Raw genomic sequence first — 13,980 nt, 5'->3', positions numbered from 1 at the left:
CACAAAAGGGGAGAAATAAAGCATGGGAGTTTCTGTTTATTACACTTGTGTGAGAGATCATAACCTTACCAACAGTGAGGAGCAGGAGATCACGGCCATCATTGATAAATACAATGCCGATTTTGAAATGAAGGATATTGGAGAAACATTTTATGTTTATGACTATGATCAGGATGAACCCACGGTGATCTTTTCAGGTTCGACAAAGCTGCCCTTTTCAGATGATTTTGAAGATACATTGGATGCGCTGTATTATTGGTTGGCCTGTTTGACGGATATTAGAAGAAGTATTTCTAGCGGGGATTGGCATGTGCATCTAGATGATACGGATGCCGTGTGGGATGAGGAATCGGGTTGGCAAATGCCAGAATAGTAGCATCTGTAAAATACTGGACTTATCGTTCCGAAAAAGGATATACTGTACCTACGAAAGCGGGGGAGAACCATGGGACGCCACAAAGAGTTTGATAAAGAAGCGGTGCTTCATAAAGCGATGCTCGTTTTTTGGGAGAAGGGTTACGAGGCGGCCAGCATTCCCGATTTGCTGGAGGCTATGGATCTGAGCAGATCAAGTCTGTACGAAACGTTCGGGGACAAACAAACGCTTTATATCGAGGCGATCAACTGGTACAAAAAGTGGAAGCAAGCCAAACGGGATATCCTCATTAATGCGACATCTGCAAAATCGGGAATTCGGCAGTACTTCGAGCTACACATCGATTCCGCTTTGGACGACGAGTCGCCGAAGGGCTGTCTCATTACGAATGCAGCAGCCAGCATGGATTCGCCAGATGAGCAGCTGAATGCGTTGATCAGGGAGCGGTTTGACGAGTTGGAGAAATCCTTCTATGAGCTGCTGCGCAAAGGTCAGGAGACGGGAGAAATCATGCCTGAGAAGGATATCACGACTTTATCCTATCTGCTCTCAAACCTGAATCATAGTATAAATATCGTTGCGAAGGTGCAGGGTGACCGCCGCAAGATGCAGCAGATGATAGACATGGTAATGGAAATGCTATAAACATATTTTTTTTTGCACATTCTGGAACGAATGTTCCGAAAAAATTTGGTGAGCAAAGGGGACTTTCTATGCATTCAGCTTCCAATTCAACGGAAAAATCGGTTTCGGCATCGCTGATTTTTATCCTGGCAGCCGCTTGCGGTATCATAGCGGCAAATCTTTATTATGCTCAACCATTGATAGGCTCGATCGGTTCGACTATCGGGCTCTCCTCCGGGGCTGCCGCACTCATCGTTACATTGACTCAAGTTGGCTACGGAATCGGCTTGTTATTTATCGTACCGCTCGGAGATATTCTGGAAAATCGTAAGTTGATCCTATCATCATTGCTCCTTACAGCGACCGTTTTGACAGCTGCCGCTGTAAGCAAAAGCGCCATCCTGTTCCTCACCGCTTCACTCGTGATCGGAGTAGGTTCCGTAGCCGCACAAATCCTTGTGCCGTATGCGGCTCATCTCTCGCCTGAAGCCGTGCGCGGCCGCAATGTCGGCAACGTCATGAGCGGGCTGCTTCTGGGGATTATGCTCGCGCGTCCCATTTCAAGCTTAGTGGCGGAGTATATGGGCTGGCGCGCCATATATTTCATCTCCGCAGCATTGATTGTCGCGCTGGCTCTGGTATTGGCAAAGGCCCTACCCTCAAGGAGGCCTTCGACCGCTACAGCGTACCCGGCGCTGCTGCACTCCATGCTGCACTTGCTGAAGGCGACACCCGCATTGCGCCGGAGGGCCATTTATCATGCCTGTGTATTCGGAACGTTCAGCTTGTTTTGGACTACCGTTCCGTTGGTATTGACAAGTCCGCCGTTCTTTTTCACTCAGAAGGAGGTCGCTCTGTTCACATTAGTCGGGGTAATGGGGGCAATTGTGGCGCCAGCGGCGGGCCGTATGGCAGACCGTGGGTGGGTTCGCCCGGCTACGGGATGGGCATTGGCCATCGTCATCTTGTCCGGGCTGCTTCCCTTGCTGGTTCCATCAAGTTCTGTACTTGCAGTCCCCATCCTCGTAGTTGCGGCGATTTTACTTGACATGGGGGTTTCCGCCAACATGGTTCTCGGGCAGCGGGTGATTTTCTCTTTAGGCGCGGAATTCCGCAGTAGGCTTAACGGTTTGTATATGGCCATTTTCTTTTTAGGGGGCGCTATCGGCTCAGCTGCAGGGGGATGGGCTTACGCAGCGGGGGGCTGGAAGGCGGCACTGCTTATCGGAATAGCCTTACCGGTCATCGCCATGGCGTATTATGCGACGGAGTTTTCAAGATTAAGGAAGGATAACTCCATAGATTGAGGAGTGAAGTTGAGTAATCCACACGTCCTAAGCTAACTTTTTATTTATTCTGAAATTCTACTCTTGTTCTCTAACAGCTGCGGTTCGAGGGTCAAATATCCCGCAGGAGAACTTCCCTTGCTGCTTCTATGAAAGATAACATAATGGGTGAAAGCCACTTGTCTTTGTGCCATGACATCTGTGTATACACGTGAAGGTCTGGAATTTGCCATGGAAGAGCAACAAGTTCACCCCGTTCAACTTCGGCTTCCACTACGATTTCGGGAAGAAAGGCAATGCCGATTCCCGAAATTGCGCATTGTTTAATGGCTTCAGCACTTTGAAACTCTAAATACGTAATACTTTCAATGCCCTCTTTCTCAAATGACCGGTCAAACATGGTTCGGTAGGGGCAGCCCTTTTCATTCGTGAGGAACACTTCTCCGTGAAAATCATCCAGCTGCAGCACCGTTCGTTTTGTTAGCGGGTGGTCAGGAGCGGCGAAAAGGCGGAAGGTTTCTTCCAGTAGAGGCTCCACTGCAAGTCCGCTTGAGCGAATGGGTTCGTCCAACATAAAGACGACATCGGCAGTTCCCTCAAAGAGTGCTTGCTTGAGCTCCTGATTGGGAACGGAGCGGAAGATCAGACGAACTCCCGGATGCTGGGAGCGAAATCGTTGAAAGACAGCCGGAAGCCGGTAGACGCAAATAACCTCGTTAGCACTGATCGTTAGAGTGCCGCTCAGCACTTCATTGTCGTGAACGGCGCTGCGAGCTTCGTCCAATTTATCCAGAACACTTTGGATCTGAGTTAAAAAGCGTTTACCCGCATGTGTGAGAACAAGCTGCTTCCCCAAGCGGTCAAAGAGACGAACACCAAGCTCATCCTCCAATGCTTTGATTTGCATCGTGACGTTGGAGGGGACATAGTTCAACGCTTCCGCAGCCCGACTGAAATTTAAAGTTGATGCAACCGTACGGAACGTAATCAGTTGGCGCAATTCCATATACGATCCCCCTTTAATTTTCAATATTATTGAATGTTACATTTAAATTCATTCACTTTTATTGAGAGTATCACAGAACTATACTAACAACAAGAAATGCATTTTTGAATGTATGGTTCTATTTTGAAGGGAGCTAACAAGACGATGGATTATGAGATTTTTGATTTAGGTGACGTAACCTTGCAATCCGGAGTGACGTTACCGGACGCTTTTCTTGCTTATAAGACCTATGGAACATTGAATGACAAGAAAGATAATGTCATCGTCTATCCGACGGCTTTTGGTGACCAGCATCTGCAGAATGAATGGTTGATTGGGAGTGGCATGGCACTGGATCCGCAAAAATATTTCATCATCGTTCCAAATCTTCTGGGCAACGGATTATCTTCGTCTCCCAGCAACACGCCTTCGCCATTCGACCGGGCGAATTTTCCGCAGGTAACCATCTATGACAACGTTGAATTCCAGCATCGGCTGGTAACTGAGAAATTTGGCATTCAAAAGATCGCTCTCGTCGTTGGATGGTCAATGGGAGGTATTCAAGCATACCAATGGGGGGCAAGTTATCCCGACATGGTGGAACGAATTGCGCCTTTCGCCGGTGTGGCCAAGACTTGGCCTCAAACGTATGTGGTTCTGGAAGGCATGAAAGCCGCGCTCATGGCTGCAGTCTGCTTTGATTCAAGCAAACTAAACCAGTTGACTTCTGCAGACATGCGTGCCGTTGGCCGGGTTTATGCGGGATGGGGCGTATCGCAGGCGTTTTACAGAGAGGAGCTTTATCGTGAGCTGGGATTTGACTTCTTGACGGATTTTATGGTCGGCGTCTGGGAAAATAGCTTTATGCAGATGGATCCGCACAATGTCCTGGCCATGTTATGGACAGGACAAAATGCAGATATTAGTGCAAACCCCTCATATAACGGAGATTTCGATAGGGCCCTGGGAAGCATTAAGGCGCTGGCCTGCGTCATGCCAGGGAGTACAGATCTCTTCTGCCCGGCAGACGATAACGAATACGAGGCTGAGCGTATACCTAATGCTACTTTTAATCCTATAGAGTCGATCTGGGGCCATTTTGCCGGTCGCGGAATCAACAGGGCCGATAATAAATTTATCGATGACAATCTAAAACGCTTGTTGGCGCTTAGTACCAACTAACATTGGACCGTAATATTTCTTTTTATCGAGCGTCATCTTACCTGGGGCTGCGGCTATTTTTACGCCGTTTTGCTTAATCTTCCTGACATTAGGCATATAATTTACAATAGGGATCATCTCATGCTTCTGAAACTGGCCGCCTAAATACCGTAAAAGAGGCAGTCCCCTCAAATGGATCTGATCTACCCTGGGGATTGCCTCTTTCGTGTAAGGTCATTTCTCTTAGGATTTGAAGCTAGCTGTACACAATTTCGTGCTCTTTGCGGTTAACATGCAGCTCCCAATATTTCTCTGCAATTCGTTCAGGTGAAAAATGTGTGCCCGGTGCTACCGCCCCTGCAATGGTAACCGTTCCGACAAATACACCTTGAGGTTTTAGTTCATCAGCCAGAGTAAAGGCTAGATTGCGCAGCGCCGCTTTGCCTATGGATACAGAAGCGTGGTCTGCCATAGGATACAGCGCAAACCCGCCACCTGTGAAGAGAATTGTTCCTGATTTTTGTTTTACTTGTTCCGGGACAACTTGTAGTGCACAATGTAATGCACCGGCTACATCCACTTGGTAATGAGACACAAGAGATTCTGCGGTTAGGGAAGTTGGTTTTCCGCCCTTTAGAACAGCAGCGTTGTACACCAGCACATCTGTAGTACCGTAGTTTCTCTTAATTTGGTCAAACGCTTCGGTTAATGACAGAGGATTCGCTGCGTCCGCTACGATGGCGTAAGCTTCTATTCCTTCCGAGTTCAACTCCTGAACATATTGATTTAGCGCTTCCTGATTTCGGGAGACCAGGACAACACGAAAATGATTATCTCCAAATTTTTTAGCAACATGATTTCCGACACCTGGACCTGCACCAACCACGACGATTAGCTTTTTATTCATTTATTATTCCTCCCTAATAAATAAACTCCATGAAGACCAATCGTACATCCCATTAGTCTCCATTTCCATTATTAGTATGTCATAGTGTTTTCGAAACCCTTAGCCTATTTATATCGGGTTTTTGCCTAATCCTATCAGGACCATACAATCTGAACAAAATATCGATTAGAATGGATTTGTTAAGACTACGGGAAGGAGGAGTAAGTGATGTCTGAGAAAAGTTATGCACATCAGCAGAAACTTACTGAGCTTATTGAGCATTATTCGGATGGAGACGGCGTACATGCTACCTCCATTCCATCCTTATTCCTTATCTATGCATCCGATATGGCAGAGCCAATCTATGTTGTTGACGAACCTTCTTTTTGCATTATTGTGCGGGGGGAGAAGGAGATATGGTTGGGGGAGGAACACTTTCGGTTTGGTGTCGGGAAGTATCTGGTAACGTCCGTTGACTCCCCTGTAGTAGGTCACATCAAAGCTTCAATAGACGCTCCTTATTTAGCTCTCAAACTTGGGTTTGCACCGAGCGAAGTTTTAGAGTTCTTAGATGATAAAGAGGTTCGAGCAGCACATAGGAAAAGTACGAGGAGGGCGATGTTTACAGGTGAAGTGGAACCGCCTTTGTTGGACGCAGTGGTAAGGTTTGCGGCTTTGTTAGACAATCCAGAGCACATTCCGAAGCTCGCCCCTTTATTCAAGAAGGAGATCCTTTATTGGATTCTACAAGGACCGTATAAAGATACTTTGGCTCAAATGGCACTAAAAGGAAGTAAGGCCTTTCGTATTAAAAAGGTGATTGAGTACATTATCGAAAACGTTAAGCATTCATTCCGAATAGAGGAACTTGCGGAAATGGCTAACATGAGTGTTGCAGCTTTCCATCGGCATTTCAAATTAGTTACCGCCATGAGCCCCATTCAGTTTCAAAAACAATTGAGATTGCAGGAAGCGAGGCGTTTGTTATTAGCTGACTCGTCAGATATAGCCAATATCGCCTTTAGAATAGGTTACGAAAGTCAATCGCAATTCAGTCGGGAATATTCCCGTATGTTTGGTTTTCCACCTAAAGTGGATATAAGCCGAATGAAAGAGAACTCAGGTTAAATTTGGAAAAACAAACGTATATGAAAAAAGTGAAACGGAAGCAGTACTGTTCTCATGGCTTGTAATTAATTCCTAAAAGGAGCTTTAAATGATCTACAAATTTACAGAAGTGTTAAATGATCTGATAGACTATTTTATTCTCGGGGATATTTTGCTGCTGGAGAGCTGGAAACAGTCCAATCATCTTTCAGACAACTTAGCCATAGAGTTTACAACAAACGAAAGCGGCGATCATGCCGTGCTTGAAGGTATCGTACTTCCAATGGCAGGGATTGAGAACTATCCCTATACAATTATATTTAATCTTTCTGGCGATACACCGGAATTGTTAAAATCAGATAGCCGTTTACAATTTAGACGTAGTGGCTATTCGCTTAAAGTTGAGAACAACATACTGATGCTGTTTACTTGGCGAATCCTAGAACAATTCACTAACGAAAGAGTCAACGCTTTACTTAATCATTATCGGCAAAACCAAAAGCCGATGATTGAACTTGAAAATGGCTGGTACAGCATAGAAATATTGGGTGGGGAAACGTTGCAGGATTCATATTATGAACCTACATTTGAGTTTGTTTTGCAAAAGACAGAGAGGAAGGGACCCGCGGATTTTGAAATCAATTTAGATTTTAAGATTGAAAGTGCTACCTACTAAGGCGATAGAAGATGCCTCCTTTTGCGGAGCGGCTTTAAACCATGTTTTTATTTTTAGCCCCCCTCTGTAGGACAGAGAGGGGCACAACTACTTGAGCAATTCTTCCAGTGAAACAGGGAATAAAAGCTGTCCAATAATACGCTGTGTATTCTTTATGTAATGATGTTAGATGGTTATACTCACCGTCAAAATACGGCTTTGCAGAGCCTAAGATGGTTTAAATCTCAAGACTGGAGACAAATTATAATCCAAAGCTGGAAAAACTAGATTATTCGGATTTCGCTTTCCGCTAGATCACAAAGGTGGTGAGCGGCAAATAAATATGGAAAGCTTGCTTGACATGAGCGGTTTATATATGATAGTTTCGATGTAAAGTTAACTTTCCATTTCGAGCAATCGAGGTGAATTTGTGAAAAACAGGCTGGAGGAAATACGCAAACGGCACGGAATCAAGCAGGAAGAACTGGCGGAGGCGCTCAAGGTATCGCGGCAGACAATCGGCTCGCTGGAGAATGGGCGGTACAACCCGTCCATCATCCTGGCCTTCAAAATTGCCCGTTACTTCGGGATGAGCATTGAGGAAATTTTCATTTACGAGGAGGAATCATCGTGAAAAGAAAGACACCAGTTTATATTGCCGCGCTCATCGGGGGCATTTGCTGCATCGCGGCCAGCTTGCTGCTCCGGAATGAGGCGGCGAAGGCCGTCTCCGGGCTGCTGATCGGAGTTGGAGCGGGATTGGTCGGCATGAGCGTGGCTCAGATCTACATGAATCGGTTTGAATCCAAACACCCCGAGTACGCGGAGCGGACGGAAATCGAACTCAAGGACGAGCGGAACACGCTGATCCGCTATCGGGCCAAGGCAAAAGCCGGCGACATCACCCATTGGCTCATTATGGGCATCGCTTACTTAACGATCATCATTTCGGCCCCCTTATGGGTCACGCTGGTGGTCGTCGCCGTTTTCCTGACTTATACAGCAATTGGTCTATATTACATGAATAAATATCAGAAGGAAATGTGATGGTGGACAAAAGAAAAGCGATGAAGAGTAACGACACCCTGATCTATTATGCAAAATTGTTGAGAAGCATCTGATTGGAAGTGGCAATTAACGTACAGCAGTAATACGGAGAAACGTATCACAAATCAGTTAAAATCAAAACGCGCCTAAACCATGATGGTTTTGCGCGTTTTGTCGGAACGAATATGGTATCAGGACGGCATGTTCTCTGCGGTCTGAATATTTTTCAGGTCGAGCTGAATTTGCTCTGAAATATGGTAGGGATGGTATAGGCCCCGCTGCATCATGTAGTTTGTTATCTTCTCATGAGTGTCTATAGCTTCGTCGAGCTGTTTCATCATAATTTGCTTAATTTCGGGGGTGGCACACTCGGTCACAGCCATGGCGTAGTTTCTGACTCCGCTCTTGGCGTTCATCAAAAAATCCATTGCAATCACGTCGTCAGTCAATGTATTAAGCCCTGTCATGTGTTCTAATATTGTGTTCATGTTGTATCTCCTTCCTATTGGGTGGCTTTAGACAGCACTCCACTGAGCTCCTGAAGCTGCTGCTGTGATAATTGGGCGTCTTGCTGCAAAATTTGCATGAGCTCCGGATCGGTTACGAGAGCTTGCATGGTTTGGGATTTAGTCTTGCAAACGGTCTTGAACGCAGCCATTTCATGAACCTCGAGCATCTCATGCAAAGCGTAACTGGAATTCATTTGGATTTTCCTCCTATTTATATAGTTAAGGCTTTAAGACAACTTTGATGCAATCGTCGGTTTTGGTATCGAACACTTCATAACCACGCTTGGCCTCGCTGAGCGGAATGACGTGCGTAACAATGTCGCCAGGATCTACTTTGCCTGAAGTAACCAGCTCGTACATATACGGCATGTAATGAATGACCGGAGCTTGTCCGGAACGAATATTCACGTTGCGCTGCATGATGTCGCCGAGCGGGAATCCGTTATAACGTCCGCCGTATACCCCAGTGACCTGAATGGTGCCGCCTTTGCGGACTGCCTGAGACGCAATGATAAATGCGCTCATGGTGCCGCCTTGAAGTTTCAAACCGCTGGCTAGAAATTCGAGATCGCTCATCTTGCCATCCATTCCTACCGCATCAATCACGACATCGGCGCCGCCTTTGGTCATTTCCTTGAGATGGTTGCCGATATTCTTATCCTGTTCAAAGTTTACGATTTCCACATGGTTCGTCCGCTTCGCATGCTGTAAGCGGTAATCGACATAGTCAACGGCGATGACCCGCTTGGCTCCCTTGAGCCAACAGAACTTCTGGGCCAGAAGTCCAACCGGACCGCAGCCGAGCACGATGACTGTATCCCCACTTTTTACGCCTGCGTTATCTACACTCCAGAATGCCGTCGTCATGGCATCGGCGATCAAGGCTAGCTTTTCGTCCGGTTGTTCACAGCTTTCGGGGATCTTGAAGTGGGTGAAATTTGCGTATGGGACTCGTAAATACTCGGCTTGCCCGCCAGGGTATCCGCCGGTCGTTCCAGAGTAACCGAAATATGCTCCCATATCCCCGTGTTCGTTTGACTTGTCACATTGGCTTTCCAGCTGATTTTTACAGAAAAAACATTCTCCGCATGCGATGGTAAACGGGATGATTACTCGGTCGCCTTTCTTTACCTTTGTCACGCCGGGACCTACTTCTTCTACGATCCCCATCGGTTCATGCCCGATGACATAATTCTCCTGAAGGTTAGGGATCATCCCGTGAATCAGGTGAAGGTCTGAACCGCAAATGGCGGTACTGGTGACCTTTATGATCATGTCGTCCGGTTTCTCAATCTTTGGATCGGGTACTTCTTTGACCACGACATTTTTAATCCCTTGATACGTTACTGCCTTCATGCCTCATGTCCTCCAATATGTTCATCTGGGGTTCGATCAAACATCCCTTTACGTGACGTATCATCCGGGAACAAATTCATCTGCCCGATCATCACCGTATTTTTCGCCGAAAGCTGGTCGAGTTGGTACTGTTCGTTCAGCTCGTAAGGATGAAACCATTTTTTGCGAATCATGAGCTCTGAGACTTCTTGGTGCATTGCAATCCCCTGCTTAAGATGATTGCGCAGCAGCGCTCTTACATCTGGAGAAGCCGTTTCCGTCAGGGCGATGGACAAATTTCGCACCCCCTCCTTGGCACGAAGAAGGAAGTCCATTGCAAAAGTCATGTCTGCCATTTCCGGCATGTTTAATGAATTAATCGGGTCTAAATAATCGGTATTCATTTGCGTTCCCCTTTAATGTGTTATAGGTGTCGGATTATTCGGAACAGGTGCTTGGAAAGGAGCCCTTGCGTAAAGTGCTTGCAGCTCCGTTATCTGTTGTGTGGATTGAATTACGTCTTTCTGCATTAACGCTTTTAGCTCTTGGTCAAAGACCAAGCCTTGCATAAGTTTTGATTTGGCGAGGCAGAGCGTTTTGAAGTTTAATGCTTCATGCAGTTCCATCGATTCGTGCGGTGCTAGCGTAGGCGTATTCATTGAGAAATTATTCCCTCCTTTTTCATCAACGTTAGATTCTCCGGCTTCATCGGAACTTATACTAAAAATGATTGTGTGGGTCCGGATATTCCCATGCAGTCGTAAGCATATAAACAAAATCTAAACCGCATACTTATTTCTGTTTAATTTATTGATCTTTGCTCAAGGAAGGGGGACTCACCTTGCCCAATGAAAACAAGATTGATCTAGCCACCGAAAATGCAAGAAAACCGGCAGAAGGTACACTTAACTCGAGCGGCAATACGCTGGAGCAGCATGCATCTAACGCGGTTTCTGAGGCGCAAACGGCTTTAAATCAGGCGGTAAGCTCGATAAGTAAATCTAATGCGGCAACAAATTCACAAGCTTTGGAAACGGCCCGGCAGCAATTGACCCGAGCAGAGGAGTTTTTAGATCAAGCGCAAACTTCAGCTAACGCATTAGGCTTGCCGGACCAGCAGTAAAGCGATAGCTTTGGTAGTATAAGAGATTCTCTTTCTTCGAATTTACGCCGATACTCTCGGCATGGGCGCATGACCTGCGTTGACCTCGGAGGGATGCAGTTACTATAGTCACGGAGAGTCACCGTCAACAATGAAGTGAATCATGACAGGCGAAAGGGAGACCCTTAACGGGCCTCCCTCTTTCTTGTACTTCTTATTTTATTACGGGCTGGCCGTTTAAATGCAGACGTTCTTTTTGCCCTACATCTACCCTCAGAATCTGTCCCCAAAAATTCGATCAAGCCCATCTAGTAATCATATCTACTGGTAAACGGTAGGATGGGTAGCCTTCTTTACTCGCTTTACCAATCGACAGCAGCATGACCGGCTGGAAGCGTTCTTTGTCCATGCCAAAGACCTCTGCGATTCGTTCCTTGTCATAACCCGCCATTGGATTGGTGTCATATCCGTGGGCACGAGCTACAAGCATCAGCTGCATCGAAACAAGACCAGAGTCCAGCATGTTGATGTCGCGCAAGGCAGATGGAGTCAGGCTTGCATAATACGACCTGGCCTGCTGCACTTGCATGTCCTTGATGTCCTGCGGCATGTAGCCAAGTTCTACCGATTTATTGAAAATCTCGTCCATATATTCAACATTGTTAGCATCATAAAATACTGCAATAACAGCCGAAGATGTCAAAACTTGTGTCTGGTTGAAGGAGGCTAGTGGGGCAAGTTTTTCTTTTCCTTCGTCACTGTCAATAACAAGGAAACGCCAGGGCTGCATGTTAATGGCAGAGGGGGCACGGGAAGCTCCTGCCAAAATTTCGCTCATTTCCTCCCGGCTGATTTTTACTTCGGGATCGTAGACTTTAACGGAACGACGTTCCAAAACAATTTTGTTAAAGTCGTTTGTTTTGTGGTAGTTGCCTGTATGGATGCTCATGAAGGTTTCGCTCCTTTATCGATTGAGTTTGGCAATGATGTTATTCATCACGGCTAACAAGATGGTAAACTATAAAGTATACTTTATAGCAAGCACTACAAACGGGGTGATGGTTATGAAGATAAGTGAAGTAGCAAGAAGTGTTGATCTTCCGATTTCAACGATCCGTTATTATGAGCAAATTGGCATTATCACGGATGAATACGTAATCAGGGATCACAATAATTACCGCGTATATACTTCAGACATCATTCATCATTTGAACGTTGTTAAACATTGCTTGGCGGTTGGCTTTACGATCCGGGATATCCAGTCCATGATCTCGAAGAACGGAATACCGAAGGGTGAGCATGTAAACCTGCTCCAAGATAAAATTGCGGAGATTGAAGCCGCTCAACAAAAATTAGAAGAATCCAAGCAACAGCTGTATGACATTCTCACGTCAGATATTATATGTGAAAAAGGGTTTGGGAAATATTAAGGTGCTTAGTAGAGAGGAACGGCATTATGAACGAAAGTGGTGAGGGAGAAATGGAGAGCGAACGCGTGCTTAAGCAAAATTTAGATGAAAAAAGTGAGTTTCAGCGGTTATTCCAAATGTATCTGCTGTTTGAGGAGAAGGCGGAACGGCCGAATACGGAAGCGATCCGAAACGTGTTGGAAACCCAATGTGGAAAAACGGATACTGTATCAGCAGATAACGTTTTGTCGTTGTTTGCTGTAGAGGCTTATAAAGTAACCTACCAGGAGGGGGAGCTGCCGGCTCAGGTGATGATGGCGGACGTTACTGATTTTCAACCGGAGACGATTACCGACTTAGAGCGAACCCAGTTCTGGACGATGCCGGATGCGGAGGACGTTCTGCAAAAATGCCGCTATAAGCTGCTGATTAGCGACTTCATGGCGGCGGGGCTGGACTATAAATCGCGCAGCGCCTTGCTGGCGGATTGGCTGGAGGCTGCCATAAGCCTGTTCCCGACCTGTAAAGCGATCTGGATTCCATCGAGCGGGAAATTGCTGCATCCGTCCGAAATTGCGGATAATCCGTACGAAGGAGCCGCGAGGTTCTTGCAGTTCGGCATGAATATCCGCTATTTTTCCATTCATGGGACCGAAGACAGCTTGGTCGATTCGCTCGGCCTTTTTGCGCTTGGACTTCCGGATGTCCAATACCACTTTCATACATTAGATCCGAACGATGTGTCACGGCATGCATTCGCTGTCGCAGCCTATTTGTTTGAAGCAGATGTGCCGGTGAAAGACGGCGAGACGATCGCCGGCTTGCTGAACGGGGAGATGGTACCGGACGTGCAATGGCCTTGCAGGTTCGAAATGGCGCTGATTCAGCCTTCCAGAGAAGTGATGGACGTTTGTCCAGGCGAGTATGCGGCAGGTGGACGAGAGTAAAATTGGCCGAGGTGATGGCCTTTAGCGTTATAGGGTTAATGTGCAGGGAAAGTTGGTGGTAGAATGCGAGAAATCCTTCGAGAAGTTGGCATGATAGCGAGGGCATTAGACTCAATAAGCAATGTGGAATTTAAGGAAATTGAGCTCACAAAAGGCCAATATCTTTACTTGGTTCGAATCTACGAAAATCAAGGGATTATTCAGGAAAAGTTAGCTGAAATGTTGAAAGTGGACCGTACGACAACGTCACGAGCGATACAAAAGCTTGAATCGCAAGGTTTTATTGAAAAAAGGGACGACACAATTAACAAACGAATCAAAAGATTATTCACCACAACAAAAGGTGATGAGGCGTACTCCTTCCTCAAAAGAGAAGCGGATCACACCGATAAGGTCGCATTAGCGGGTCTTAGTGAAGAGGAGAAGGAAACGCTGCTTCACTATCTTCAACGAGTGAGGAAAAATGTCGAAATCGACTGGGACTTTGTGAAGAAAGGCAACAGGCGTGAATATTAACATCGTTCTAAGCCATCGAGAGATGGGAGTTGAAC

Annotated in this window: 20 protein-coding genes; 12 read left to right on the top strand and 8 right to left on the bottom strand. The window is 46.3% G+C overall.

The genetic code is table 11. The features are described 5' to 3' along the window. Nucleotides 1–22: 22 nt before the first annotated feature. The 3 genes from KJS63_RS12830 (at nucleotide 23) to KJS63_RS12820 (ending at nucleotide 2,307) form a co-directional block, all read left to right on the top strand. Nucleotides 23–373, top strand: coding sequence for a hypothetical protein (locus tag KJS63_RS12830; protein WP_213619482.1), 351 nt, complete (start codon nucleotides 23–25; stop codon nucleotides 371–373). Nucleotides 374–445: 72 nt separating this feature from the next. Continuing rightward, nucleotides 446–1,021, top strand: a complete 576-nt coding sequence (locus tag KJS63_RS12825; protein ID WP_213619481.1) for a TetR/AcrR family transcriptional regulator — start codon at nucleotides 446–448, stop codon at nucleotides 1,019–1,021. Between the two features lie 68 nt (nucleotides 1,022–1,089). Next, nucleotides 1,090–2,307 carry an MFS transporter gene (locus KJS63_RS12820; RefSeq protein ID WP_213619480.1) on the top strand — a complete coding sequence of 406 codons (1,218 nt, stop codon included), beginning with the start codon at nucleotides 1,090–1,092 and terminating at the stop codon, nucleotides 2,305–2,307. Between the two features lie 91 nt (nucleotides 2,308–2,398). Here the strand turns inward: KJS63_RS12820 and KJS63_RS12815 are convergent, their stop codons facing one another. After that, nucleotides 2,399–3,292, bottom strand: a complete 894-nt coding sequence (locus tag KJS63_RS12815; RefSeq protein WP_213619479.1) for a LysR family transcriptional regulator — start codon at nucleotides 3,290–3,292, stop codon at nucleotides 2,399–2,401. Between the two features lie 144 nt (nucleotides 3,293–3,436). Between KJS63_RS12815 and KJS63_RS12810 the strand changes: the two genes are divergently transcribed. Continuing rightward, nucleotides 3,437–4,453 carry an alpha/beta fold hydrolase gene (locus KJS63_RS12810; RefSeq protein WP_213619478.1) on the top strand — a complete coding sequence of 339 codons (1,017 nt, stop codon included), beginning with the start codon at nucleotides 3,437–3,439 and terminating at the stop codon, nucleotides 4,451–4,453. A 235-nt stretch (nucleotides 4,454–4,688) separates the two neighbouring features. On the opposite strand, the gene KJS63_RS12805 is transcribed toward KJS63_RS12810, so the two are convergent. Next, entirely contained in the window at nucleotides 4,689–5,339 is a 651-nt protein-coding gene (locus KJS63_RS12805) for an SDR family NAD(P)-dependent oxidoreductase (RefSeq protein ID WP_213619477.1), read from the bottom strand. Between the two features lie 207 nt (nucleotides 5,340–5,546). Between KJS63_RS12805 and KJS63_RS12800 the strand changes: the two genes are divergently transcribed. From KJS63_RS12800 to KJS63_RS12785, 4 genes are all read left to right on the top strand, one after another. Continuing rightward, entirely contained in the window at nucleotides 5,547–6,446 is a 900-nt protein-coding gene (locus KJS63_RS12800; RefSeq protein ID WP_213619476.1) for an AraC family transcriptional regulator, read from the top strand. 88 nt (nucleotides 6,447–6,534) lie between these two features. After that, a complete protein-coding gene (locus tag KJS63_RS12795) occupies nucleotides 6,535–7,101 on the top strand; it encodes a hypothetical protein (RefSeq protein ID WP_213619475.1) in 567 nt (188 codons plus the stop codon). A 409-nt stretch (nucleotides 7,102–7,510) separates the two neighbouring features. Next, entirely contained in the window at nucleotides 7,511–7,714 is a 204-nt protein-coding gene (locus KJS63_RS12790; RefSeq protein ID WP_068621482.1) for a helix-turn-helix transcriptional regulator, read from the top strand. Then, a complete protein-coding gene (locus tag KJS63_RS12785; RefSeq protein WP_213619474.1) occupies nucleotides 7,711–8,127 on the top strand; it encodes a DUF2178 domain-containing protein in 417 nt (138 codons plus the stop codon). The genes KJS63_RS12790 and KJS63_RS12785 overlap by 4 nt, the downstream gene beginning before the upstream one ends. Nucleotides 8,128–8,318: 191 nt before the next feature. On the opposite strand, the gene KJS63_RS12780 is transcribed toward KJS63_RS12785, so the two are convergent. From KJS63_RS12780 to KJS63_RS12760, 5 genes are read right to left on the bottom strand one after another with little or no spacing between them, the layout of a single operon-like run. Then, nucleotides 8,319–8,615, bottom strand: coding sequence for a spore coat protein (locus KJS63_RS12780; RefSeq protein WP_213619473.1), 297 nt, complete (start codon nucleotides 8,613–8,615; stop codon nucleotides 8,319–8,321). Nucleotides 8,616–8,629: 14 nt separating this feature from the next. Then, nucleotides 8,630–8,830 (bottom strand): hypothetical protein, encoded by a 201-nt coding sequence (locus KJS63_RS12775; RefSeq protein ID WP_213619472.1) that lies wholly within the window; start codon nucleotides 8,828–8,830, stop codon nucleotides 8,630–8,632. Between the two features lie 25 nt (nucleotides 8,831–8,855). Beyond that, nucleotides 8,856–9,992 (bottom strand): zinc-dependent alcohol dehydrogenase, encoded by a 1,137-nt coding sequence (locus KJS63_RS12770; protein ID WP_213619471.1) that lies wholly within the window; start codon nucleotides 9,990–9,992, stop codon nucleotides 8,856–8,858. Then, nucleotides 9,989–10,375: a spore coat protein gene (locus KJS63_RS12765; RefSeq protein WP_149033260.1), complete on the bottom strand. Its 387-nt coding sequence runs from the start codon at nucleotides 10,373–10,375 to the stop codon at nucleotides 9,989–9,991. Before KJS63_RS12765 ends, KJS63_RS12770 begins: the two co-directional genes overlap by 4 nt. A gap of 12 nt (nucleotides 10,376–10,387) precedes the next feature. Next, nucleotides 10,388–10,630 (bottom strand): spore gernimation protein GerQ, encoded by a 243-nt coding sequence (locus KJS63_RS12760; RefSeq protein ID WP_213619470.1) that lies wholly within the window; start codon nucleotides 10,628–10,630, stop codon nucleotides 10,388–10,390. Between the two features lie 182 nt (nucleotides 10,631–10,812). On the opposite strand from KJS63_RS12760, the gene KJS63_RS12755 reads away from it, so the two are divergent. Next, nucleotides 10,813–11,094, top strand: coding sequence for a hypothetical protein (locus KJS63_RS12755; protein ID WP_213619469.1), 282 nt, complete (start codon nucleotides 10,813–10,815; stop codon nucleotides 11,092–11,094). A gap of 277 nt (nucleotides 11,095–11,371) precedes the next feature. On the opposite strand, the gene KJS63_RS12750 is transcribed toward KJS63_RS12755, so the two are convergent. Continuing rightward, nucleotides 11,372–12,022, bottom strand: a complete 651-nt coding sequence (locus KJS63_RS12750; RefSeq protein WP_213619468.1) for a nitroreductase family protein — start codon at nucleotides 12,020–12,022, stop codon at nucleotides 11,372–11,374. Between the two features lie 115 nt (nucleotides 12,023–12,137). On the opposite strand from KJS63_RS12750, the gene KJS63_RS12745 reads away from it, so the two are divergent. From KJS63_RS12745 to KJS63_RS12735, 3 genes are all read left to right on the top strand, one after another. Further along, nucleotides 12,138–12,503 carry a helix-turn-helix domain-containing protein gene (locus KJS63_RS12745; protein WP_244862591.1) on the top strand — a complete coding sequence of 122 codons (366 nt, stop codon included), beginning with the start codon at nucleotides 12,138–12,140 and terminating at the stop codon, nucleotides 12,501–12,503. Between the two features lie 26 nt (nucleotides 12,504–12,529). After that, nucleotides 12,530–13,429, top strand: a complete 900-nt coding sequence (locus KJS63_RS12740) for a DUF4261 domain-containing protein (protein WP_244862590.1) — start codon at nucleotides 12,530–12,532, stop codon at nucleotides 13,427–13,429. A 63-nt stretch (nucleotides 13,430–13,492) separates the two neighbouring features. After that, on the top strand, nucleotides 13,493–13,945 hold the full coding sequence (locus KJS63_RS12735; RefSeq protein ID WP_213619467.1) for a MarR family winged helix-turn-helix transcriptional regulator: 453 nt from the start codon (nucleotides 13,493–13,495) through the stop codon (nucleotides 13,943–13,945). Nucleotides 13,946–13,980: the final 35 nt, after the last annotated feature.

The organism is Paenibacillus sp. J22TS3 (assembly GCF_018403205.1).
GTDB lineage: Bacteria > Bacillota > Bacilli > Paenibacillales > Paenibacillaceae > Fontibacillus > Fontibacillus tuaregi.
Note: the sequence above shows the minus strand (reverse complement) of the source record. Positions and strands in the feature narration are given on the sequence as shown.